The sequence below is a fragment of the Chryseobacterium sp. 3008163 genome, assembly GCF_003669035.1.
Lineage (GTDB): Bacteria > Bacteroidota > Bacteroidia > Flavobacteriales > Weeksellaceae > Chryseobacterium.
Map to the genome: position 1 here is coordinate 3,995,870 of NZ_CP033070.1, position 23,225 is coordinate 4,019,094.

Consider the following 23,225-nt stretch of genomic DNA (forward strand, 5'->3'; position numbering starts at 1 on the left):
AAATCAATGAAGTTTAAAGTTTTGATATATTCTTTACTCTCATCTGCTTCACTTTGTAGCTGTATACCTTCATACAGTGTTGCGAAAGAATACAGAAACGTGAAACCTAATTTTCCAAAGCAGAACATTTTTGTAGTGAATAAAGATTTAAAAAAAGAATATGAAATTTTAAAGCATTCAAATATCTACGAAATCGTTGATGACAGTACAAACGTTGCAAAACTCGAATTGCTACCAATGAAAACTTACACTCCATCATGCGGAAATGCTATGATTGGTAGTATGATAACATTCGGACTTTTGCCTTCAGGTTTTCCGTACAGCATTTCGTATGATTATAATTTGACAGAACATAATATCAAGAAAAATCATCAGTACAAATTAGAAGTTTATCAAAGCCTATGGCTGTTTAATATATTCAGACTGGGCAAAACTTATAACAAACAAGCCGGGAAAGCTTTATTGGGTAATTATCTTACCTTAAATAAATAATCCCCGTTTTATATTTTTCAAACAAAGAAAGTATGAACAAGAAAATTCAAATATTATCTATATTATTCCTAGGAATTTCGTCGGTGGCGTTTTCTCAGATAAAAGAGGAGAAACTGATTCTTAATAAGAAAAGAGAACCGGAAGTAAAGAAAATTGAGAAGAAGAAAACCTCAGTAGAAATAATAAAAAATTATCCGCCGGAAGAGAAATCGGCGAATCCTGTGAAATACAATATTACAGATGTTCCTGCGGTTTCAGATTTTAAAACCTCTACCATTCAGGGGGAAGATGTTGCTCCGAAATTTGACGGAACGGCTCAGAATAACTATTTCCAGTTTGGAATGGGGAATTACGGAAAGATTTTAGCGGACGCCAATATTTCTAAAACGCTTGAGAACAAAATCGAAGTGGGAGCGGACGTTCATGTGCTTTCTACCAATGGTTTGAAGAAAGTTTACGATTGGGATTCGAATCAGAGTTCGGCAACTTTTGGAGCTTTCTTAAATTCTTATGGAGAAAAAGGAAAAATCAATGTGAATGCTGAATATGGTTTAGATAATTACAACTATTACGGAATTTATGCCTTGACGCCTTCTGCGGATGTAGATTTGAAGCAGAAAGTGAACCAGTTTAAAGTAAACGGTTATTATGATTTTTATTCAAATGAAATTTTAAATGATGTACGAGTGAAATCTTCCTTTTTGAGCGACCATTTTGATGCAAAAGAAAATCAGGCTTCCATTTTGGCCAACCTTTCAAAACACGCTGTTGAATTAGGAAAAAGCGGAATTGTATTGAATGCTGATTTAGGCTTAGGCTTGGAAACGGTAAAAACAGATTTTGCTTTATTAAATAAAAACTCGTCAACCTTTTTCAATGCAGATATTGCTCCGAAAGTAACTTTTGCAAAAGGTGAATCTTATTTGATGTTGGGTTCTTCATTTTCTTTTTTAAATGCGAGAAACTCAAATTTAATATTAGCTGAAGAATTAAAAAACAATAAAACATATTGGTTTCCGCAAGCTGAGTTTCAGGTAGCTGCTGCTAAAGAATTTAAATTCTATGGTGGAGTTGACGGTGGTTTGAAACTGAATACGTACAGCGAATTATTGCAGACAAATCCGTTTTTGGTTTCAGACCAGATGTTAAGACCAACTGAAACGCAATATCATTTTTATGCAGGTTTAAGAGGTGATATCGACGAAACTTTTAAATACGATGTTTCTGCAGGATTCGGAAAAATGAGAAATATTATGTTCTTCCAAGGAAATAATTTGTTCGACAATACATTTACTTTAGACAGACCGGGTTATGATTTTGCCAATACATTTTCTGCAGTTTACGATGATGGAAATGTAAGCGACATCAAAGGTAGTTTACAGTATTTTCCTTTAGAAAATCTGATTGTTGATGCTGATGTTAGATTTTTAAAGTACGATTTAAAGAATTATGACAATATTTACAACGTTCCTTTGGTTACAGGAAGCATCGGTGCAAAATATACCATTTTCGAGAAAAAACTGTCATTAGGCTTCAAAGGAATCTTCGCAACAGACAGAACTACAAACTCGTATATACTTGAAGGCGTGGGAAGTCCGTCGTTGATTTTCCAGTCAACAGAAGACACGAATGATAAAGTTGGGGGCTATGCAGATTTAAACTTGTCTGCAGAGTATAAAATTCACAAAAATTTCAGTATTTTCGCACTCGGAAACAATCTTCTAAGCTCAAAATACCAAACGTACAAAGGCTACAAAGTTCTTGGTGCGCAGGTTGTGGGAGGTGTGAAGATTACATTCTAAAATAATTATTGATAAATGATAATTGATGCATGATTGTCATATCACTTATAAATTATCATTTATCAATAATAAAAAACGGCTTCGTAGTTCAACTGGATAGAATATTGGATTTCGGCTCCAAGGGTTGGGGGTTCGAATCCCTTCGAAGTCACAGATTTTTAAGGCACTTTTAGGAGTGCTTTTTTGTTTTATAAGAGATTGTTAATTAGCAAGATAGAAGATAGTGCAGAATTGATTTGGGTGGTTCAAAACAGTTTCATCAAATTCGAGTTTTTGAGTAAAAATCGAACACATTCAATTTCTGTTCTGATATCGGTATTTTTGTGAGTCAGCTTTTGATTATTATTTGTATAATTTTTTTCATTTTAAAAAGACTTAGATTCTGGATTTTATTTCCGATAAAGAATTCACGGCTTCTTTTAGCTACTTGCTCGAGAAGGTTTTTAATTTTTTGTAATTGATCTTCCTAAAGTAATTTTTGTTCAATATCAGAGTTTTCTTCAGTGCTCACTTGTTGAGAATCTTTCAAAGGATCAGTTAAAACTTATTGTGCAAATTATCTAACAGCTAATAACTACATATAATAAAAGATTGAGCCTTTAAAATAATGGATAATTTTTAGATTAACGATGTTATAGAATTTTCACGTTTTTAGATAAAATATCAATACTTTTATCCATTTCTTCCATGCTTAAATTTCCAAAGCCTAACCTCATTGCAGTAAGATTTTTATTTTGGTAAAGTAATGTTTTTGGAATGAAAAGATTGTCTTTAATGCAATGGTGACTGAGTTGCATTAGATTCACAGGAGTTTTCCATTTCATCCAGACTGCTAAACCTCCTGAAGGTTTTTTGAAGTCTAGATGTTCACTTAGCTGCTGTTCCAAAAGCATAGTGAAATAATCTCTGCGTTCCTTGTATATTTTTAATGATTTTTTTAGGTATCTATTGATTTCGCCTTCTGCTATCATTTCACCCAAAACATGTTCCATAAGAACATCACCCTGACGGTCTATAATTCCTAAGTATTTTCGCATTTCATTCATCAAATTTTCAGGGGCAACGATAAATCCCGTTCTGAATCCTGGCACCAAAGATTTACCGAAAGATCCGATATAAATGACCATTCCACTTGTATCGGCACTCGCTAGAGGAAGAATAGGGCTTTTGTCGTAATTGAAATCATAATCGTAATCATCTTCAAGGATAATAAAGCCATACTCTTGGGAAAGTTTCAGTAATTCCAATCTTCGTTGTGCGCTTAAAGTTACTGTAGTAGGATAGTGGTGATGAGGTGTAAGATAAAGCATTCTGATTTTCTGTTTCTTACATATTTTTCTTACTTCTTCTACATCTATCCCGTCATCGTCAATCGGTATTGTTTGAATATTAACTCTTGATTTCTGAAAAATCATATTCACTGAAAAATAGCTTAATTCACCAACCAAAACAGTATCTCCAGCCGAAAGTAAAATTTCAGAAACAATGTAAATGCTCATTTCTGTGCTTCTTGTAATGAGGAGATTGTTTTTTGAAATGGGTAAACCTCTTGATATATTTAAATAATGTGAAAGGTTTTTCTTAAAAAACTCGCTGCCGTCGTTATTGTAATGTCCTACCTTGTGTGCTTTTCGCTTCAGTGTGGAACTGTAAATTCTAGAATGATGATCTATCTGTGTAAGTCGAACATCAGGAGTGCCGTCATCAAAAACAAATTCGCAATTGGAATGTTCAAAAGGATTGTCAAGAATGTTTGATGTTTTAAAAGCGAAACCGGTAGATTTTGGATAATTTACGAGTTGTTTCTTTTCAAAACTTAAAATATTTACGGGTTTATCGTTTTCTTTTCCGATAACAAAGGTTCCTTTATTGGGTAGGCTTTCAACCCAACCCTGGGAAAATAATTCATCATAAACTGCTACAATCGTATTTCTGTGAACTTTTAAATTGATACTTAAAACTCGGGTTCCGGGAAGCTTGGTTCCAAATGGAAGAACACCTCTTTGAATAGCATTGATTAATTGAGTTGAGACTTGCATGTATATAGAAACATCAGAATTTCTATCTATTTTAATAAAACTTTCATAAGGAAATTCAACCGGACTACTCATAATGTAAAAACTGGCACTAATGAACCATCCGGTAATATACTACTTTTGAGCCAAATCAAAAATAAATGGAATTTTACGAACTTCTTGAGAAAATAGTGCTGGATCATCACACCCATGCAAAATGGCTTAATACACTTTCTTTTATGGAAAATGCAGGAGCCAGAAAGATTTCTGCTTGTGAGCATCCTACTAAAGTAAACCTAATTCAGCTGAAGCATGCCTGTGAAGAACACCGTCATGCATATTACCTCAAAAAACAAATTGCAAAAATAGATTCAGAACCTTGCAAAACTTATGAGAATGAAGAGCTTTTAGCACCTATCGCAACACGTCAGTATCTTCATTCTTTGGATATTAAAGCCTGCAAATATCTGTATAACAATTTCAATCTTACAAAAGATGAATTGAAATATGCAGCATATCTTTTTGTAACCTATGCCATTGAGGTTCGTGCCGATGAATTGTATCCTGTTTATCAGGAAATTCTTACCAAAACGTCTTCAAAAATTATGGTAAAATCTATTATTCTCGAAGAAGAAGGTCATTTAGAAGAAATGATTAATCAATTGGATGAATTTTCTGAAAATTGGAAATCTCACGCTGAAAATATTTTAAAAATCGAACATGAACTTCATGACCAATGGATCGATGCCATCATTGAGGAAGTTGGCAAGTTGAATTATGCTTAAAAATTTTCATTATTTTCAAGAAGCTCTTGACAAAAGAGAGGAAGAGGGAACTTTGAGGGTGTTAAAACCACAATCAGTAGGAATAGATTTTTATTCTAATGATTATTTAGGATTTGCACAAAACAAAGAATTGCAAAATTTATTAGTGCAGCAGGTTATGGATAATCCTCATCTGTTATCGGGAAGTACAGGTTCAAGGCTAATCAGCGGAAATAGTTCTGAAGTGGTTAAGACGGAAAAATTGATTGCAAAAGAACATCAGTATTCTGACGCACTCCTTTTTTCTTCGGGATACAATGCTAACCTGGCATTATTCTCAACGCTTCCGACTCGGCATGACACGATTATAGTCGATGAAAAGATTCATCGTTCTGTGCATGATGCGTGCAAAATGTCTCATGCAAAAAAAATAAAATTCAGTCATAATGATGTCGGAGATCTGGAAAATATTTTAAAAAGACAAAACGGAAAATCGTACATCGCCATAGAAAGCCTTTATTCTATGGATGGAGACTTTGCGCCTATTCAGGAAATTGCTGAAGTCGCTGAGAAATACGATGCGTACTTAATTGTTGATGAAGCACATTCTTTTGGAGTTTTTGGGAATGGGTTAGTTGATCAATTTCAACTTCAGAAGAAAATATTGGCAACTGTCATCACTTATGGGAAAGCATTGGGCTCACACGGAGCTGCTATTCTATGTAATGATGTGGTTAAATCTTATCTCGTCAATTTTGCATCTCCATTCATTTATACAACCTCGGCTCAGGATATCCAATGGAGAAGTATAAAAATAGGGTATGAATTTTTGAAAGAGAATGACAATGAAAGAATCAAATTACAGCAAAATATTGAAATTTTTCGTCAGCAAAACTTGAAATCGCTTTCTTCTGCGAAAAGTCCGATTCAGGCAATCTTAATTTCTGATCATGACCGACTGAATAGAGTGAAGCAAACTTTATCGGATGAAGGATTTTTAACCTATGCTGTTTTCAGTCCGGCTGTAAAAGAAGGAGCCGAACGTCTCAGAATTTGTCTTCACAGCTTTAATACTGAAGAGGAGATTTTGAAGCTTACAAAAATTATTAAAGAATTTATTTAAATAAAAACAGAAGGTACTTATGAAATTATTCGTAACAGGGATAGGAACGGAAGTGGGAAAAACTGTTTGCTCAGCAATTTTAGTTCAATATTTCAAAGCAGATTATTGGAAACCGATACAATCAGGAGATCTGCATTTTTCAGACAGTATGAAAATTAGAGATTGGGTAAGTGAAGGTATCGTTATTCATCAGGAAATATATCGTTTAAAGCTTGCAGCATCACCTCATCAGTCGGCTGGGGAAGAGGGAATTTTAATTCATGTAAATGATTTTACACTGCCTGAAACTCAAAATAATTTAATCGTAGAAGGAGCGGGAGGCCTTATGGTTCCGTTATCTGATAGCGAATTTATGATTGATTTAATTGAAAAATTAGACATTCCGGTTGCGCTTGTCGTGAGAAATTATTTAGGCTGTATTAATCACAGTTTATTGTCGATCATGGCTTTAAACCAAAGAAAAATCAATCTGAAATATTTGATTCTTAATGGAGATTTCCCAATAGATACAGAACGGATTATCAGAAAAAATATTCAACAGGAAACTGAAATTATAAGAATTCCAAACATCGAAAATTTAACAAAAGAAAACATAGAAAGTGTTACAAAACAATTAACAAAAATAGGATAATGGATAGAACAAAATTGAGAAATAACTGGACAAAAGAAGAAATAGAAGAAATTTACAATTTACCATTACTCGAACTTATTTATAAGGCAGCCACCGTTCATCGTGAATGGCATAATCCTGAAGAAGTTCAGATGTCGACATTACTTTCGATAAAAACGGGTGGTTGTACAGAAGACTGTTCGTATTGCGGACAAGCGGCTCGCTATCATACCAATATTAAAGTTCAGGCTTTGCTTCCAACGGAAAAAGTCATCGAGCATGCCCAAAAAGCAAAAGACAGCGGCTCATCCCGTTTCTGTATGGCTGCAGCATGGAGAGAGGTGAGAAATAACCGTGATTTTGACCGTGTGATTGATATGGTAAAAGGGGTCAATGAACTCGGACTTGAAGTTTGCTGTACCCTTGGGATGCTAACCGAAGAACAGGCGATCCGCCTTCAGGAAGCAGGTTTGTACGCCTACAATCACAATCTGGATACTTCGGAACAATATTATGAAGAAATTATTTCTACGAGAACTTTTGACAATAGGATTAATACGATAAACAACGTCAGAAAAGCAGGAATTACCGTTTGTTCAGGAGGAATTATTGGTTTGGGAGAAACACCTACAGACAGAATTTCGATGCTGCTCACCTTAGCAACCATGCCTAAACACCCAGAATCTGTTCCTATTAATGCATTGGCAAGAGTAGCCGGAACTCCGCTTGAAAATAATGAAAAAACAGATACGTGGGAAATGGTAAGGATGATTGCTGCCGCAAGAATTGTAATGCCTTCATCAATGGTTCGTCTGAGTGCAGGAAGAATTGAAATGACAGAATTTGAACAAGGTTGGTGCTTTATGGCGGGTGCAAACTCGATTTTTACAGGCGAAAGAGAAACTTTATTGGTGACGCCCAATCCTGGAGTTTCGGAAGATATGCAAATGCTGCAGACTTTAGGATTAAAACCGATGAAAAGACAAGCAGAAAAAGTGATAGATCACTTTGAAACCTGGAAAACTAACGCCTAGTCTAATTCCTGAAAATTATGAATTTACAAGAACGCGACAGAGCTGTCAATTGGCATCCTTACACCCAAATGAAAACAGCAGATGATATTATTCCTATTATTAAAGGAAAAGGAGTTTATCTTTTTGATGATCAGGGAAATAAATATATTGATGCGGTTTCTTCGTGGTGGGTGACGCTTCACGGTCATGCGCATCCTTATATTGCACAGCGTGTTTCGGAACAATTGAATACCTTGGAGCAGGTTATTTTTGCAGGTTTTACGCATGAACCGGCCATACAGCTTTCTGAAAATTTATTAAAACTTTTACCCGAAAATCAACAAAAAGTTTTCTATTCTGACAACGGCTCAACTGCTGTGGAAGTTGCTTTAAAAATGTGCATTCAACACGCCTATAATCGGGGGAAAGAAAAAACAAAGACTTTAGCTTTTAAAAATGCTTATCATGGTGATACTTTCGGGGCAATGTCTGTGAGCGGAAGAAGTGTATGGACAAAACCTTTCGGTGAAATGCTCTTTGAAGTTATTTTCATTGATACTCCTAATTCTGGGAATTTGGAAAATTTAAAAAAACAAATCCGAAATCATGCGAATGAAATTGCATGTTTTATTTATGAGCCACTTATTCAAGGTGCAGCGGGAATGTTGATGTATGATGCTGAAGATTTAGATGAATTAATGAAATTCTGTCGAGAACAGGAGATTTTAATGGTTCAGGATGAAGTTTTTACCGGTTTTGGACGAACAGGTAAGCTTTTTGCAGCCAATCATCTTTCGGAAAACCCTGATATTATGTGTTTTTCAAAAGGTTTAACAGGCGGTACGATGCCAATGGGAATTACGACTTGTTCGAATGAAATTTACAATGCTTTTTTGTCAGATGAAAAATATATGGCATTATTTCATGGACATTCTTTCACTGCAAATCCGTTAGCTTGCACCGCGGCTTTGGCAAGTATGGAGTTGTTATTAAATGATGAAACTCAAGAAAATATTCTGAGAATTTCAGAACAACATTATAAATTTTCAAAAATATTAAAACAACATCCACACGTTGAAAATGTCCGACAGACAGGAACTATTTTGGCCTGGGAAATTAAAAATGATCAAGAAACCTCATATTTTAATGAGATTGGAAAAAAACTTTATGATGACTTTCTATCACGGGGAATCATTATGCGTCCATTAGGAAATGTAATGTATCTGGTGCCACCTTATTGCATTTCTGCAAAAGAATTGAATTTTATTTATGAAAATATTTTAGAAGTATTGAATTACGTTTAAAAATTTTTCATTCTTTGTGATATATTGAGCTTTACATTAAAGGATATTACAACGGAAAAGTTTATTGGTAATTGATATATAGCGTATTTGACAAGTGTAATCGTAAAAATTTATGAATATTTACGTCATAATTGAATATTATTTAAAAATACACTTTAGATTAACTTAAAACATTTTATCTTTGAAATTGTAAATAATAATACGATAGAATACATTCTGTCATCAAAAAATTATAAATATTATTCAAAGAAAAATGAGAGTTTCTAATGATAGCATCGTAAAAATTACGGCATACAGTCTTTTAATTTTAACGATAGTAATGCTGCTTTGTTTAGTAGTAATCAATCAAAGTATTTTAGAGAGCTTATTTTTTGCTGCAATTACTTTACTGATTGTGATATTAACAAAAATAAGGATTGTTACTTATGAATTTTCAGGTGGATGTGTAACCATTCGAAAGATACATCCATTTACCTTCAAAAAGTTTATTTCTCCGGCGGTCGAATTTCCCCAAAATTATATCTGTGATTATAGTGTTAACCATCATGTCGTTTCAGGGTCTTTAGTATTAAAAATAAATTCTAAAAGAAATAAAAAATATGCGGTGAAAATTAAGCTTTTCGGATTCACCTATGCTCAGCGACAAAAAATATCATCTTCATTGGTTTCTATTGTATCTCAAAATAATTTTTAATTATCCTCACAAATTAGAAAGTTACTCGTAAGCGAAAGGCTTTTCTAAAAATTGACACCCAAATCATCATTATATTAAGAAATCTCCATAGTTTTATGTTAAACTGGAGATTTTTTTTTGGAATTCAATCAGTTTTTTAATCTAAATTTTTCACCTTGGTTTGCTGTATTATCTACCAAGACTATATCTGATTGTACCAACTTTTATTCGTCCATATTGAAAAAGGTAAGGAGTTGATTTAGTAATAATTTGTATAGAAAGAACGTATATCACATAATGTCAAGCCGTTTATAAGCTGTAATTTTTTGTCTGTCGTAGTTTTTTAATGATTATTTCAGTTACTAAGGAAGGCTAGATATTTTATGCAGCTTTAAAATTTGAAGTAATGAAAAACAGTTTATGAATTTTAATTTTTTTACATCTGTGTTGACATAATTTTTATATAATTATTTAGTTATAACCAATGAATTTTGTAAATAATTTACATTTTATTAGTGTATGTCATATATATATACTATATTTGTAAAATAATAAGGCAGTAGTTTATACTAAAAGGTGATTTTAAATATATTCCCAAAAATATAACAGCCGCTCAATTTTGTCATTAATATTTTAGGTGCTCTACCTTTTAAGAAGTTCGATTTTCACTCTTAAATTCTATTCATCCATATTTTTTCTCAAAAGTTATTATCGTTTTGGTTTAGACCAAGGCACAGGGATAATTGATCCTATAAAACAGAATACAATAATTTTTAATACATAATACAATGCAACAAGGAACAGTAAAATTCTTTAACGAAACTAAAGGATTTGGTTTTATTACTCCATCTACAGGTGGTCAAGACGTTTTCGTACATACTTCAGGTTTGGTAGATAACATTCGTGAAAATGATGTCGTAACATTCGATTTACAAAATGGAAACAAAGGTGTTAATGCAGTTAACGTTAAAATAGCGTAACTCCAATAAATAACCTTATACGTTATACAAAGAGCAGATAATTTATTTTATCTGCTCTTTTAATTTTGGGTATGAGTGTTTTAATGTTAATGGTTTCTACTCTTAAAAAATTATAGATGAATAATCAAATATAAAATTAATAACATGATTGAAAATCTTAAACGTTTCTAATCTGTATGAGTTCCTATAATTTATTGACCTTATTGACCAAATAGCTAATCATCTGTGCAACACTTTCGGCAGGTTGGGCAAAATCATTTTCAACCCAGTTTTTGATGACAGCAATGCTTCCTTTTTCACCGAATTGATAGGCCATTTCCAGAAAAGGCTGTGTTTCCGGGGTGAGTTCGATTTGATTTTCCACCGGAAAATGATTTCTAACACTGGTCAGGATGCGAGATAAAATTCCGCTTCCGTCACCTTTGCTGAAAACTATTTTACTCATCTCTTTGTCATTTTCCAGCAGCTGGCAGCTAAGCAATATCACCTCGTCCATTTTGTAGCTTTTACGGAGTACGGCAGACAATTTTTCAAAAACTTCTTCTTCCAGCTCCAGTAGTATATCCATTGGAATCGTATAATGCCGATAAAATGAATTTCTATTGACATCTGCTGTTTTACATAATTCCGTTATGGAGATTTGGCTCAGTTCCTTGTCCTTCAATAAGTCAAACAATGCCTCTCGTAATACTTTCTTGGTATATTGTACCCGTCGGTCTTTTCTTAATTCCATCTTAATTTTTTTATTTACGCTACAAAATCACTGATTTTTGTTTCCTATTAAACAGAATTCATCGGTTTGCAACGCTAATCTCACTCCTAAGTAATAGTTTTACAATGCGATCGTAATCAAGCATTATGTTAGATAATGAACAAAGTGTATAACAAATATATACTTTATTTCGTACGGTTACGATTGAATAAACAAATCATTTTTAATCTGAAACAATGAAAAATACAATAGTTACTACAAAAAGAGAATTCTTATCACCGGTGCGTCGGGAACGGTTGGTTTCGAAACTTTGAAGCATTTGATGAAAAATCCCAATTATGAAATTACTGTTTTTGATGTGAAAACTCGAAAATCCGTTAAAAAATTAGCACCTTTTCGTAACCGTGTAGAGATTGTTTATGGTGATATCTGCAGTGCTTCAGCGTTGGAACAAGTAAGTCAAAATAAGGACGTTGTTATTCATTTGGCGGCAATTATTCCGCCCTTTGCAGATATAAATCCCGAATTGGCTTACAAAGTCAATGTGCAGGGAACAGAAAATCTCATTCACGCATTGGAAAAAAAATCACCTCAATGTTATTTGCTCTTCAGCTCAAGTATTTCGGTGTATGGAGATCGTATTAATAACCCCGAAATCTCTGTGAATGACCCATTAAAACCTAGCCCCGGTGATCAATATGGTGAAACCAAGGTGCTATGTGAGAAGGCAATTGTAAAATCAAATTTATCTTGGTCGATTTTTCGTTTGGCTGCTATTATGGGTAATCATAAAATCTCAAAACTGATGTTTCATATGCCGCTCGATACGCCGATGGAAATCTGTACACCTGAAGATACGGGACGGGCTTTTGCCAATGCAATTGCTTTTCAAGACCAGCTTGAAAAACGGATTTTTAACTTAGGTGGGGGAGAAGACTGCGTTATTTCCTACCGTTCCTTCCTTGTGAAAATGTTTGATGCATTTGGACTTGGTAAGGTCAATTTTCCTGAAAAAGCATTTGCGGAGAAGAATTTTCATTGTGGAATACTATTTGACGGTCATCAACTTGAGAAAATTATCCGTTTTCGTCAACAGAGTTTAGCTGATTATTTCGAGATGGTTCATCAACAGGTTAATCCTTTTCAGAAAAAAATAACTATTCTTTTTAGAAACTTTATTAAACGCTGGTTGCTTTCAAAATCGGAACCCTATCAGGCTTACCGAAACGGGAATGAAGAAGAAATGGAACATTTTTTTAACAAAAATGAAAAAAAAGTTATAGAACCGGCTTATCAATAAACTTAAAAACAAAACGTATGTTACAGAAAATAATAGGGATAATATTCCTGATTACCATCAATACAAGTCTTTTTGCACAACATCACTTTACGGTGGAAGTATCTGATTTAGTACCTGATAAAGGCTCTGTCTATCTTGGACTTTACAATAAGAAGGGTGGTTTTTTGAAGGAAGATGTTGCCTTTGCCAATGCTAAAGTAAAGGTTGCGGGAAATAAGGTGAGCTACATATTTAAAAATCTGCCTGTCGGAGAATACGCCGTTGCAGTTTACCAAGATGTGAATAACAACGGAAAATGCGACCGAAATATGATCGGATATCCAACCGAAGGATTTGGTTTTTCAAAAAATTACAGACCCAAACTTTCCGCTCCCGCATTTGATGATGTGAAAATTGCAGTCAAGCAATCTACTAAAGCCAGTATTGCTTTGATTGGGAATTAAGTGGCGTTTTCAAGACAAGTGAGCTGATATATACTTGTGGCTCTAATGCTTCATCACCTGTTACAGGAACGTTCAATGTTCCAGCCGTAACTTACAATGGTCCTAATGCGACAAGAATGATAGTTGTAGTTTCCTATGCCGTCGCCGCTGGTGCTTGTTCAGGAAATACATACGGAGAAGTTGAGGATTATGCAGTTAAGTTTATCGATTTGCAGCCATGTAGTACAACGACTCCGGTGCCTACAGTTTCTAATATGACATCTTCCACAGCGTATGTGTCTTGGATTTCTACTGCTAATGCTACCTACAGAATCAGATGGAGACAAGGAACTACGGGAGTTTGGAAGTTGCAACCTTTAGGGTATGTAGAATTGGCTGTCGGACAAAGTTACTATTCAATCACCGGCCTTTTAGAGCAGACTGCTTATCAGGTACAGATTCATGCAAAATGTGGAACTAGCTGGAGTGCTTATAAAATTTACAGTGCTTCCGGAAGATTAGTGTCATCGGGTCTGATTGTAAATAACGCAATTGACGTAAGCAGCCTGATAAACGGATTGTACATCATCGATATAGAAGATGTAAAAGGTACGGTGAAGAAGAAATTTATTAAAGAATAATATAAACTTATCTTTTTCTGTAGCTGTTTTGTGCAAAGATGCAGCTATAGTTTAAAACGATAATAAATCCTCTCAATCATTTTGAGAGGATTTGTTGTTTTACAATGTTACAATGGTGTCGGATTTTCCGGCAGACCGCTTGATGTATTGCAGATGATATAATTTGTTTAAAAAAAGATTTTAATCAAACTTAAAAATTGACATATCCCGTAACAATTTGTTAACACTAAATAAAAAAATCGCCTTCTGAAAAGATGTAATTTTACTTCATGGGAAAGAAGAAAAAAAGGTAACTAAAGAGCAGTTGGATGAGCTGAAAGGTTTAAGAAAGCATCTGACGCCACAGTTATCTATTGACAACAAAATCAATACTTTGATTCAGGTAAGTCAGGTACTGAGAACAATAAATTTGACGAGTACTTTTGCAAGCAATATCTCTACAGAATTTACCGGACTGGAAGTTTTTGGGGAACGCTATAACAATTTCCCGAGAATAACTTCAGTGATTGATGATGCGATTCTTTATTATGATGAGCAACTTAAGGCTTTTTAAATCAAATAATAAGTAAGTCATTAAGACTTTAATAAAATAGAGATTTGCCCAGTCGGCAGATCTCTTTTTATTTTTCGCATAAAAAAATAAGAGTTTCATGATTAATTAAACTAGTTAAATGTGAGAGGTTTTTTATTGCCATAAATTTGCCAGATAAAATTAAAAATAAGCAAGAATTCAAACATAAACACATATGGAAACATTAAATTTTTTGGTCATAGGAAAGAATAACGAAATTCTTGAAACGTTAAAAAGAATCATCGAAAATAATGAAGGCTGGAAAGCTGAGGTTCAAAGCGATGAAAATATTTGTTATAATTACATCAAAGAAAATCACATAGATATCGTTCTTTTGAGTTCAGGTTTAGAAGAGAAATTTGAAAATGAAATTAAAGTATTTTGTAAAAATTTAGATAAAGAAGTGAAGGTCATCGACCATTACGGCGGAGGAAGCGGACTTTTAAAGAATGAAGTTTACACACTTTTCCCTAATTTGCAGCCGTAAACTTATTTTATGTTTGAAAATATTATCAAGAACGTTACCCGTTTCATCGATCTAAACACTGTTGAAGAAAAATTCTTTACTGATTTATTAGTTTGTGAAACGATTCCCAAGAAAACAATTTTATTGCGTGAAGGAGAAGTTTGTCAGTTTGAAGGCTTCATTCACAAAGGTTGTTTAAGGGCTTACTATCTTGATGATAATGGTTTTGAAGTGACGATTTTGTTTGCCATCGAAGATTGGTGGATTAGTGATATCGCTTCATTCCAAGACCAAAAACCTTCCAATTTATATATAGAAACCATCGAAGATTCAGAGATCCTTATGCTGAATCCGACAACCAAAGAAAAATTACTGCAAGAAATCCCGAAATTCGAAAGAGTTTTCAGAATGTTGGTTCAGAGAAATCTGTTTACCCTTCAAAACCGTCTGGTGAATACCATTTCCAAAAGTGCATCAGACCGATATCTGGAATTTATAAAAGTATATCCAACGATTCCACAACGAGTTGCGCAGTATTATATTGCATCTTATCTGGGAGTTTCTAAAGAATTTGTAAGTACAATTAGAAAGCGTCTGGCGACTAAAGAGAAATAAAATACACGAAATTCCCCTCCATTAGAGGGGTGGCGAAAATTCAAAGAATTTTTGACGGGGTGGTTTATACATAATGTGTAAACTACCCCGTCTTTTTGTTTAAGAAACTTAACTAATTATCCAAAAATGAGTTGTAAAATGTAAACCGACATAGGAAAATGGAGCGTTAAGAAAATTAAAATTTAAGCCGTTAAAAAATTCCCACTGTTCGAAGCGCGAGATAAATATTCTAATGATAACGATTTTCGAATTCGCGCAAGTTTGGGAATTTTAGGATTAAATTTTTAATTTTTAGCGGAAGTTTCCAAGTCTTGAATTTTTGTTTCTTTTGTTTCAAGACAAAAGAAATTTCAATTTATTAAACTAGTTAAATGCACAGCAATTTCCACCACTATAAATTTGTCCTATCAATAACGAGTAAATAACAAAACAGATATGGACAGAAAAGATTTTTTAAAGAAAGGATTATTAGGAACAGGAATGTTCGTAGCATCAACATCATTGGGAAACACAATGAAAAATGAGATTGACGAAATCGAGCCGCTAGAACCTATTGGATACAATCATTTGCCCAATACAGATTCAAAAATCAAAGATAATTCTGTGATTCACAAAGCGGATTCCAGAGGAAAAGCGGATCACGGCTGGTTGGTGAGCAATCATACATTCAGTTTTGCGAATTATCACAATCCTGAAAGAATGCATTTCGGAGTTTTGAGAGTTTTGAATGATGATAAAGTGGAGGCTGGAAGAGGTTTCGGAACACACCCTCACGATAATATGGAAATCATCAGTATTCCGTTGGAAGGTGATTTGGAGCACAAAGATAGTATGGGAAATTCTGCGATTATCAAGAGTGGAGACATTCAGGTGATGAGTGCAGGAACCGGAATTATGCACAGCGAATTCAATAAAAATAATGACAGTTTGGTGAAGTTTCTTCAAATCTGGGTTTATCCAAACAAGAGAAACGTGACACCAAGATATGACCAGATTACTTTAGACAAATCAAAAGGTCAGAATAAATTTCAGCAAATATTGTCTCCAAATGCTGATGATGAAGGTGTTTGGATTCATCAGGATGCCTGGTTTCACTTAGGAAACTTTGAAAATAACTTCGAAACCAATTATCAAATCAAGAAAAAAGGAAACGGTGTATATGCTTTTATTTTAAAAGGAAGCGCAGAAATCGAAGGACAAAAAGTGGAAACGAGAGACGGTTTTGGTGTATGGGATATTTCAGATTTAAATATCAAATCAACAACAGAAGATACAGAAATCTTATTGATGGAAGTTCCAATGACGATGTAAGGAAGTCTGAAGATATTTTGAGTGTTTACAGATTTTTAGTTGATTAAAACTACCATAACCATTGAAAGAAAATTTCGGATAATTTTTTTACTGGTTTGCATTTCCGTAAATTTGACCCGTAAAAATAAAATAAATCTTAAGTAAGAATGGAAAAGTATAATTACGGGGTCATTGGTCTCGGTGTAATGGGGCGAAATCTTCTTTATAATATTGCCGATAACGGTTTTTCAATTGCAGGATTTGATCTTGATGAACAAAAAATAAAGGATTTACAGGACGGTGCTACTTCAGAAATGAAGGTAAAAGGTACCCAGACTTTACAAGATTTTGTAGCCGCATTAGAAACTCCGAGGAAAATTATTCTGATGGTTCCTGCCGGAAAGCCCGTAGATGCTGTTTTAGGAAACATTACCCCACTTTTAAGCGATGGAGACATCGTGATTGATGCAGGAAATTCTTATTTCAAAGATACTGAAAGACGTATTGCTGATTTAGCCTCAAAAAATCTTCACTTCATGGGAATTGGTGTTTCAGGAGGTGAGCAGGGTGCTAGAAGAGGACCTAGCATTATGCCCGGAGGAGATTTGGAAGCTTTCAAATTAATTCAGCCGATGTTGGAAGCCATTTCTGCGAAAGTGAATGGAGAAGCTTGTACAGCCTACATGGGAAAAAGTTCAGCCGGGAACTATGTGAAAATGGTTCACAACGGAATTGAATATGCCATCATGCAACTCATCAGCGAAGCTTACGATTTACTGAGAAAAGGAGCTAACCTGAATAACGATCAACTATACCAAGTTTTCAAAGAGTGGAACAACGGTGAGATGAATTCTTTCTTAATTGAAATCACAAGAGATATTTTCCAGCAAAAAGATGATTTGACAGACGGTTATCTTGTTGACCAGATTTTAGATAAAGCAGGAGCAAAAGGAACCGGAAAATGGACTTCCGAACAAGCCATGGAAATTGGTACTTCTATTCCAACCATTGATATTGCCGTGACTTCAAGAATTTTATCGGCTTACAAAGAAGAGCGAGTAAAAGCTTCTCAATTATATTCTAAAAATGAAATTGCAAGTCCTGAAAATACAGAACAGTTCATCAAAGAAGTTGGTGAAGCACTTTATTTGGCAACATTAATCAGCTATGCACAAGGTTTGGCATTATTGGTAAAAGCGTCTGAGGAATATCAATTTGAAATTCCATTAAAAGATGTTGTCAAAATATGGAGAGGTGGATGTATTATCCGTTCTGTTTTATTGGAGAAGTTCTATTTAGCTTATACAAAAGACATTAATTTATCTAATATTTTATTGGACAAAGATATTTCTGAAATCGTTAAAAATAAAATTTCTTCATTAAGAAAAACTGCAGCATTTGCTGCTTCAAACGGAATTTCAAGTTTAGGAATTCAGACCGCTTTGGGATATTTTGATGCATATACTACAGAATCTCTGCCTGTTAATTTGATTCAGGCTCAGCGTGATTATTTCGGAGCACATACGTATCAGAGAACAGACAGAGAAGGTGTTTTTCATGCATCTTGGCAAACTGCAAATAATTAATATTCGGAAAAAATGAGTGATAATAAAATCCTGCAGCCAACGACAATCATTATTTTTGGTGCAACGGGAGATTTAGCCAAAAGAAAACTCTTTCCGGCGTTTTATAATTTATACATCGATGGCAGAATGCCGAAAGGCTTCAATATTCTGGCACTCGGAAGAGCAGATAACAGCGATGAATATTTTAAAAATTACATTAAAGAAAATCTAGAACAGTTCTCAAGAAAGAAAGTAACTTCAGAAGATTGGGCCGGGTTTCAGGCACATATTACCTATTTCCAGCATCAGCTGGATGAGGAGAGTTCTTACAAAGATTTGTACCAGAAATTAGAAAAATTTGACACCGTCTACGGAAAAAGAGGAAACAGATTATTTTATTTATCGATTGGGCCAAATTTCGTTTCTACGATATCCAATCATATCAAAAATACTTCATTAGCTTCTGATCCTCAGAAAGACAGAATTATTATTGAAAAACCTTTCGGACATGATAAGCAGTCGGCGATAGAGCTCAACAGTTTATTGGCTGAGACTTTTGAAGAAGAACAGATTTATCGTATCGATCATTATTTAGGAAAAGAAACAGTACAGAATATATTAGCATTCAGATTTGGAAATTCTATTTTTGAGCCATTATGGGACTGTAAACACATTGAATCAGTACAAATTACGGTTGCAGAAGAAGTGGGCGTAGAAACAAGAGGAAGTTTTTACGAACAAACCGGAGCGCTTCGTGATATGATTCAAAATCATTTATTACAAATTCTTTGTATGGTGGCGATGGAACCACCTGCTTCATTGGAATCAGGCGAAATCAGAGATCGTAAAGTAGACGTTTTGAAATCAATCCGCAGAATTTCACCTGATAAAGTAGATCATTATGCCGTGAGAGGCCAATATGGAAAAGGCACTGTAAACGGTGTTAAAGCCAAAGGTTATCGTCAGGAAGACGGAATTGCTCCGGATTCAAATACAGAAACTTTCGCAGCTGTAAAATTCTATCTCGACAACGAAAGATGGCAGGATGTTCCTTTCTACGTGCGCACAGGAAAGAAAATGCAGGAAAAACATTCTTATATTACCATTCAGTTTAAACCGCTTCCGCATTCTACATTCTCAGAAAGTTCACAATTGTTATCAGCTAACAGGTTGATTATCAATATTCAGCCATTAATGGATATCAGACTGCAGTTTATGGCAAAACAACCCGGACTTTCTTTGGTTTTAAAGCCTGTTGAAATGATTTTTGATAATTTTGCCTGTCAGGAAGATACTCCGGAAGCTTACGAAACATTGTTGCTGGATGCACTTATCGGTGATCTTACCTTGTTTATGCGTTCCGATCAGGTAGAAGAGGCTTGGGATGTGGTAAAAACAATTCAGGAGACTTGGGAAGGCAGAAAAGATTCATCTTTTCCGGATTATGAAGCGGGAAGTTGGGGACCGGAAGACAGTTTTGCCTTGGTTGCAAGACAAGGTCACAGCTGGGTTTAGGATGATTTAAATTTAAATAAAAAGAAAATGAATATCACCGTATTTGACGATTTAGATACATTATATAAAAAAGCAGCCGATAGTTTTGTTGAATTATCAAAAAATCGATTGAAAAACATAATCGTTTTACGGTTGCATTAAGCGGAGGTTCTTCTCCAAAGGCTATTTTTGATCTCTTAGCAACTCCAGAATACGCAGAAAAAATTGAATGGAATAAAGTCTACTTTTTCTGGGTTGATGAGCGTTGGGTTTCTTTAAATGATGAAAAAAGCAATGCTAAAATGACTTTTGAAGCGCTTTTAGACAAAGTTTCTGTCGAAAAAAGTCAGATTTTCCCGATGTATAAAGACGGAATTGAGCCGGAAGATTATGCCAAAGAATATGAGCAGGAAATTAGAAATGTTGTCGGAGATCAAGGTGTTTTTGATTTTATTCTTTTAGGAATGGGAGATGACGGTCACACGGCTTCTTTGTTTCCTGGTGAGAATATTTTAGATGAAAACAAAAAATGGGTAGATGCCTATTATCTGAAACCTCAGGAAATGTTCAGAATCACTTTAACTGCTCCAATTATTAACAAAGCGGAAAATATTTTAGTTGTTGCATTTGGTGAAAATAAAAAACATGCTTTGAATGAAGTTTTAAATGGAGAGTACAATCCAAAATTATATCCGTTACAATTAATTAAAAGAAAAGAAGGATTTGAGTTTTTTACTGATGAAAAAGCACGAGGATAATCTTTAACAATTAAGAATATTAAAACGGCGTCATTAAAATGTTAATGACGCTGTCTTTTTCTAAACCATTTTTGATTTAAATTTTTCCATTGCTTCCTTAGAAACTGGAGTGAAGAAATTTACCAAATTTTCATCTGGATCTCGAAATAGGAGAGACTTATTTCCCCAAGGCATCACAGTTGGTTCCTGGACAATTTGAGAAGACAGAAAATCTTTCAATCGTTCAAATTCCTGATCTACATCATTAACCAAAAACTCAATAATTGTACTTTGATTGAAAGCAGGTTTGGCAACATGATCTCCCCCAAAAAGCTGAAGCGTTCTCGTACTTCCGATAGCAATGGTTGCATTTGGCGTTTGTAATTCAGCAAAATCGGGAGTGTATTGAATGGCTATGATTTCTGTGATTTTTTCATAAAATTTCATTAAACGTTCTACATCACCAGTAATAATTCTTGTTGAGACTAAATTCATTGTAAAAATTTTTATACTGCAAATATAATTTGGCATTATGACAACAGTTTGTCAAGAGTCTGATCTTTCTTTCTTTCTTTCTTTCTTTCTTTCTCAAAATAAAAAAGAGGCAATACGTTGCCCCTTAATTTACGCTTTATAATTAATTTTAACTTTTATGATAAGGACAACCCGCTGGCGGATTAACCTCACTTGAAAAAGAATTAATGTTTGCTTTTGGACCTTCAAAAAACTGCTCTTCTATCACACGTCTTTGATCTTCAGGAATATCTTCCAGTTTACGAAGGGTATTTACCTGAATATGTGGCCAGCTAGTAGTTCCACCATCGTCCCCAAACATAAACTCAAAAAAGATAATCTGCTCATATTGTAACTGAAGAATTTCCTTTCCGTCTTCTATTACCGTTTCAATCCACATCCGCATGTTCATTTCAACTGTTGGCACAAAACGATTCACAAAAGGAACATTTAAAATACCTCCTTGCGCACCCGTTTTGTTTCTTGAAGACATCTGAACGAAAACGTAGTTGCTCACATTTTGCCCGCTTAAAGTATCTCTCAGTCGCATATCTGGTCGCACAGAATACGGATATAGATCGTGAGCTAAAATACGCTGTGTGTAGATTTTATTTTCACCGGGATCATTTACGTCATTCAGTTTTTCATGAACCCATGCCGGTGCAGGTTGATCAAGATTAATCGGATTTTTAACACTAGCCCCGGCCCCGCCCATAGTCGGTGAAATCGCAAGAAAATCAGGATTCCAGGTTGCATCGCCTGTCGGAAATTTTGGTGATCCGTCAATTAGATAACCCGATTGATTGGGTACAATATCTCCCAATAAAGTAATCGTGCTTCCATGAGGAATAACCCCGCTTCTTGAAATAGAATAATCCGGAATAAAATAAGGCCCTTGATTACCTGCACCGGGTTTCAACTCTTTTGCAGGGATGATTTCATAATATTCCTGACCTTCTTTTAGATCGCTTAAAAGAATATACTGCTTATTGTTCTCATCAGATGAAATCTGAACCAATGGTTCATTTCTGTATTCTCCTTTGTAACCGTAATCTTTAAAATCCTGCTCATCAAAAGCATGAATTCCACGGTCTCTTTCAATCGATTCTTTGGTTGCTGCGTGATTATAGACATCACTTAGCCATAGATACATCCCATTTTCCTCATGAATTGGGGTGTATTTTAAAGCAGATTGTTCTTCTACGGTATTCACACTTTGAATGCTTTGCTCATATTTAATAGCTCCGCAGAATAATTCATTTCCACCGCCACGATTACGAACGCCGCCGGGAACCAAAGAAAATGTGAGTTTTTCGATATATTCTTCACATTCAAAACTGAATTTTCCGGGAATGCTTCCTGAATTAGTGCCCGGAGAAGGCATAATGGTCGTATGAATTCCGCTTCCGTTTAATTTTCTGTCGATATTAGAATTGTAATCAGCATTATAGCTTACCCAGGTGCCGTCAAGTATTTTTAAAACACCATAATCTACGTCATTTCCTATTGCCTCAAGATTTTTTTCTTTAAACGGAAATAATGGGTCATCAATCGTAAGTTTAGAATATCCTGACATCAGTTCTTCTAAAACTCCTTTCTGGGTCTGAACAGATTTTTTTAGTAATAAATTTTCGTTTTCAGAACTTTCTTTTTTTCTTTTAAGCATAATATGTTGTTTTTATGGTTATTAAAAATGTTTTTATCAGCTAAATACATCACAAACTAGTCTTTTCAGAAATGATTTTCTGGTAATTAAAGCATTCATGGTTATTAGTTTTAGCTATCCAAAATTACTCAGATACCGTTAGAATTAATTCAGTATTTCTACTTAAATTTTTCATTTTTTCATGTTATGAAACGGGTGAATAATGAGCATATTCAGGATTTAGAAAAATTGTAATTGTATTTATAATAGAAAATGATCTTAAAATCCTTCAACATGAAAGAGCAGGATGCTGTAAGCCCTCAGAATGTATATTTTTATGAAAATGAAATGAACGAATGATTTTCTTTTTGACTGTCCGTAATCTATATATAAATAAAAGCCTTTGTGCTCATTGTTGAGTAAAACGCTTTTGCGAACCTTAAAGCATTTAGTAGTAAAAAAATCTTTGCGAACTTTG

At 34.4% G+C, this 23,225-nt stretch carries 23 protein-coding genes and 1 tRNA gene; 20 read left to right on the forward strand and 4 right to left on the reverse strand.

The window, feature by feature from the left end:
- Positions 1-6: 6 nt before the first annotated feature.
- From EAG08_RS18520 to EAG08_RS18530, 3 genes are all read left to right on the forward strand, one after another.
- Complete coding sequence (locus tag EAG08_RS18520; protein WP_129536726.1) at positions 7-492, forward strand: hypothetical protein; 486 nt, start codon at positions 7-9, stop codon at positions 490-492.
- A gap of 32 nt (positions 493-524) precedes the next feature.
- Positions 525-2,294 (forward strand): TonB-dependent receptor, encoded by a 1,770-nt coding sequence (locus EAG08_RS18525; protein WP_129536727.1) that lies wholly within the window; start codon positions 525-527, stop codon positions 2,292-2,294.
- A 77-nt stretch (positions 2,295-2,371) separates the two neighbouring features.
- Positions 2,372-2,445: transfer RNA gene (locus EAG08_RS18530), tRNA-Arg, on the forward strand.
- Between the two features lie 481 nt (positions 2,446-2,926).
- Here the strand turns inward: EAG08_RS18530 and EAG08_RS18535 are convergent.
- A complete protein-coding gene (locus EAG08_RS18535; protein ID WP_129536728.1) occupies positions 2,927-4,405 on the reverse strand; it encodes a PLP-dependent aminotransferase family protein in 1,479 nt (492 codons plus the stop codon).
- 65 nt (positions 4,406-4,470) lie between these two features.
- Here EAG08_RS18535 and EAG08_RS18540 point away from each other — a divergent pair, with 65 nt between their 5' ends.
- The 7 genes from EAG08_RS18540 to EAG08_RS18570 all read left to right on the forward strand — a co-directional run bounded on the left by EAG08_RS18540 (position 4,471) and on the right by EAG08_RS18570 (position 10,776).
- Positions 4,471-5,094 carry a hypothetical protein gene (locus EAG08_RS18540; RefSeq protein ID WP_129536729.1) on the forward strand — a complete coding sequence of 208 codons (624 nt, stop codon included), beginning with the start codon at positions 4,471-4,473 and terminating at the stop codon, positions 5,092-5,094.
- Positions 5,087-6,196: an aminotransferase class I/II-fold pyridoxal phosphate-dependent enzyme gene (locus EAG08_RS18545; RefSeq protein WP_129536730.1), complete on the forward strand. Its 1,110-nt coding sequence runs from the start codon at positions 5,087-5,089 to the stop codon at positions 6,194-6,196. The genes EAG08_RS18540 and EAG08_RS18545 overlap by 8 nt, the downstream gene beginning before the upstream one ends.
- Before the next feature lie 19 nt (positions 6,197-6,215).
- Entirely contained in the window at positions 6,216-6,827 is a 612-nt protein-coding gene (gene bioD, locus EAG08_RS18550; RefSeq protein WP_129536731.1) for a dethiobiotin synthase, read from the forward strand.
- Positions 6,827-7,840 (forward strand): biotin synthase BioB, encoded by a 1,014-nt coding sequence (bioB, locus tag EAG08_RS18555; RefSeq protein WP_129536732.1) that lies wholly within the window; start codon positions 6,827-6,829, stop codon positions 7,838-7,840. The genes bioD and bioB overlap by 1 nt, the downstream gene beginning before the upstream one ends.
- A gap of 17 nt (positions 7,841-7,857) precedes the next feature.
- Positions 7,858-9,123: an adenosylmethionine--8-amino-7-oxononanoate transaminase gene (gene bioA / locus EAG08_RS18560; RefSeq protein WP_129536733.1), complete on the forward strand. Its 1,266-nt coding sequence runs from the start codon at positions 7,858-7,860 to the stop codon at positions 9,121-9,123.
- Between the two features lie 253 nt (positions 9,124-9,376).
- The gene (locus EAG08_RS18565; protein WP_129536734.1) at positions 9,377-9,817 is read left to right on the forward strand and encodes a hypothetical protein; all 441 of its coding nucleotides are present in this window, start codon (positions 9,377-9,379) and stop codon (positions 9,815-9,817) included.
- 767 nt (positions 9,818-10,584) lie between these two features.
- The gene (locus EAG08_RS18570) at positions 10,585-10,776 is read left to right on the forward strand and encodes a cold-shock protein (protein ID WP_129536735.1); all 192 of its coding nucleotides are present in this window, start codon (positions 10,585-10,587) and stop codon (positions 10,774-10,776) included.
- A gap of 184 nt (positions 10,777-10,960) precedes the next feature.
- On the opposite strand, the gene EAG08_RS18575 is transcribed toward EAG08_RS18570, so the two are convergent.
- Complete coding sequence (locus tag EAG08_RS18575) at positions 10,961-11,509, reverse strand: TetR/AcrR family transcriptional regulator (protein WP_129536736.1); 549 nt, start codon at positions 11,507-11,509, stop codon at positions 10,961-10,963.
- Positions 11,510-11,810: 301 nt separating this feature from the next.
- On the opposite strand from EAG08_RS18575, the gene EAG08_RS18580 reads away from it, so the two are divergent.
- The 10 genes from EAG08_RS18580 (at position 11,811) to pgl (ending at position 20,610) form a co-directional block, all read left to right on the forward strand.
- Positions 11,811-12,788 carry an NAD-dependent epimerase/dehydratase family protein gene (locus EAG08_RS18580; RefSeq protein WP_262696761.1) on the forward strand — a complete coding sequence of 326 codons (978 nt, stop codon included), beginning with the start codon at positions 11,811-11,813 and terminating at the stop codon, positions 12,786-12,788.
- Positions 12,789-12,805: 17 nt separating this feature from the next.
- Complete coding sequence (locus tag EAG08_RS18585) at positions 12,806-13,231, forward strand: DUF2141 domain-containing protein (protein WP_129536738.1); 426 nt, start codon at positions 12,806-12,808, stop codon at positions 13,229-13,231.
- Between the two features lie 26 nt (positions 13,232-13,257).
- The gene (locus tag EAG08_RS18590; protein ID WP_262696852.1) at positions 13,258-13,851 is read left to right on the forward strand and encodes a GEVED domain-containing protein; all 594 of its coding nucleotides are present in this window, start codon (positions 13,258-13,260) and stop codon (positions 13,849-13,851) included.
- Positions 13,852-14,155: 304 nt separating this feature from the next.
- Positions 14,156-14,404 (forward strand): hypothetical protein, encoded by a 249-nt coding sequence (locus tag EAG08_RS18595; protein WP_129536740.1) that lies wholly within the window; start codon positions 14,156-14,158, stop codon positions 14,402-14,404.
- A gap of 193 nt (positions 14,405-14,597) precedes the next feature.
- Entirely contained in the window at positions 14,598-14,909 is a 312-nt protein-coding gene (locus EAG08_RS18600; protein WP_129536741.1) for a hypothetical protein, read from the forward strand.
- 9 nt (positions 14,910-14,918) lie between these two features.
- Entirely contained in the window at positions 14,919-15,503 is a 585-nt protein-coding gene (locus EAG08_RS18605) for a Crp/Fnr family transcriptional regulator (protein WP_129536742.1), read from the forward strand.
- 435 nt (positions 15,504-15,938) lie between these two features.
- Positions 15,939-16,814, forward strand: coding sequence for a pirin family protein (locus EAG08_RS18610; protein ID WP_129536743.1), 876 nt, complete (start codon positions 15,939-15,941; stop codon positions 16,812-16,814).
- Positions 16,815-16,960: 146 nt separating this feature from the next.
- Positions 16,961-18,379: an NADP-dependent phosphogluconate dehydrogenase gene (gene gndA / locus EAG08_RS18615; protein WP_129536744.1), complete on the forward strand. Its 1,419-nt coding sequence runs from the start codon at positions 16,961-16,963 to the stop codon at positions 18,377-18,379.
- Positions 18,380-18,391: 12 nt separating this feature from the next.
- Positions 18,392-19,873: a glucose-6-phosphate dehydrogenase gene (gene zwf, locus EAG08_RS18620; protein ID WP_129536745.1), complete on the forward strand. Its 1,482-nt coding sequence runs from the start codon at positions 18,392-18,394 to the stop codon at positions 19,871-19,873.
- 107 nt (positions 19,874-19,980) lie between these two features.
- Positions 19,981-20,610, forward strand: a complete 630-nt coding sequence (gene pgl / locus EAG08_RS18625; RefSeq protein ID WP_317126336.1) for a 6-phosphogluconolactonase — start codon at positions 19,981-19,983, stop codon at positions 20,608-20,610.
- A 60-nt stretch (positions 20,611-20,670) separates the two neighbouring features.
- Here the strand turns inward: pgl and EAG08_RS18630 are convergent, their stop codons facing one another.
- Complete coding sequence (locus tag EAG08_RS18630) at positions 20,671-21,084, reverse strand: VOC family protein (protein WP_129536746.1); 414 nt, start codon at positions 21,082-21,084, stop codon at positions 20,671-20,673.
- 148 nt (positions 21,085-21,232) lie between these two features.
- On the reverse strand, positions 21,233-22,768 hold the full coding sequence (locus tag EAG08_RS18635; protein WP_129536747.1) for a peroxidase, FMP-type: 1,536 nt from the start codon (positions 22,766-22,768) through the stop codon (positions 21,233-21,235).
- Positions 22,769-23,225 lie beyond the last annotated feature (457 nt).

Bases quoted from the DNA above. Each gene is read 5' to 3' on its own strand.
- EAG08_RS18520 (WP_129536726.1), top strand. From the start codon at position 7: ATGAAGTTTAAAGTTTTGATATATTCTTTACTCTCATCTGCTTCACTT.
- EAG08_RS18525 (WP_129536727.1), top strand. From the start codon at position 525: ATGAACAAGAAAATTCAAATATTATCTATATTATTCCTAGGAATTTCG.
- EAG08_RS18535 (WP_129536728.1), bottom strand. From the start codon at position 4,405: ATGAGTAGTCCGGTTGAATTTCCTTATGAAAGTTTTATTAAAATAGAT.
- EAG08_RS18540 (WP_129536729.1), top strand. From the start codon at position 4,471: ATGGAATTTTACGAACTTCTTGAGAAAATAGTGCTGGATCATCACACC.
- EAG08_RS18545 (WP_129536730.1), top strand. From the start codon at position 5,087: ATGCTTAAAAATTTTCATTATTTTCAAGAAGCTCTTGACAAAAGAGAG.
- bioD (WP_129536731.1), top strand. From the start codon at position 6,216: ATGAAATTATTCGTAACAGGGATAGGAACGGAAGTGGGAAAAACTGTT.
- bioB (WP_129536732.1), top strand. From the start codon at position 6,827: ATGGATAGAACAAAATTGAGAAATAACTGGACAAAAGAAGAAATAGAA.
- bioA (WP_129536733.1), top strand. From the start codon at position 7,858: ATGAATTTACAAGAACGCGACAGAGCTGTCAATTGGCATCCTTACACC.
- EAG08_RS18565 (WP_129536734.1), top strand. From the start codon at position 9,377: ATGAGAGTTTCTAATGATAGCATCGTAAAAATTACGGCATACAGTCTT.
- EAG08_RS18570 (WP_129536735.1), top strand. From the start codon at position 10,585: ATGCAACAAGGAACAGTAAAATTCTTTAACGAAACTAAAGGATTTGGT.
- EAG08_RS18575 (WP_129536736.1), bottom strand. From the start codon at position 11,509: ATGGAATTAAGAAAAGACCGACGGGTACAATATACCAAGAAAGTATTA.
- EAG08_RS18580 (WP_262696761.1), top strand. From the start codon at position 11,811: ATGAAAAATCCCAATTATGAAATTACTGTTTTTGATGTGAAAACTCGA.
- EAG08_RS18585 (WP_129536738.1), top strand. From the start codon at position 12,806: ATGTTACAGAAAATAATAGGGATAATATTCCTGATTACCATCAATACA.
- EAG08_RS18600 (WP_129536741.1), top strand. From the start codon at position 14,598: ATGGAAACATTAAATTTTTTGGTCATAGGAAAGAATAACGAAATTCTT.
- EAG08_RS18605 (WP_129536742.1), top strand. From the start codon at position 14,919: ATGTTTGAAAATATTATCAAGAACGTTACCCGTTTCATCGATCTAAAC.
- EAG08_RS18610 (WP_129536743.1), top strand. From the start codon at position 15,939: ATGGACAGAAAAGATTTTTTAAAGAAAGGATTATTAGGAACAGGAATG.
- gndA (WP_129536744.1), top strand. From the start codon at position 16,961: ATGGAAAAGTATAATTACGGGGTCATTGGTCTCGGTGTAATGGGGCGA.
- zwf (WP_129536745.1), top strand. From the start codon at position 18,392: ATGAGTGATAATAAAATCCTGCAGCCAACGACAATCATTATTTTTGGT.
- EAG08_RS18630 (WP_129536746.1), bottom strand. From the start codon at position 21,084: ATGAATTTAGTCTCAACAAGAATTATTACTGGTGATGTAGAACGTTTA.
- EAG08_RS18635 (WP_129536747.1), bottom strand. From the start codon at position 22,768: ATGCTTAAAAGAAAAAAAGAAAGTTCTGAAAACGAAAATTTATTACTA.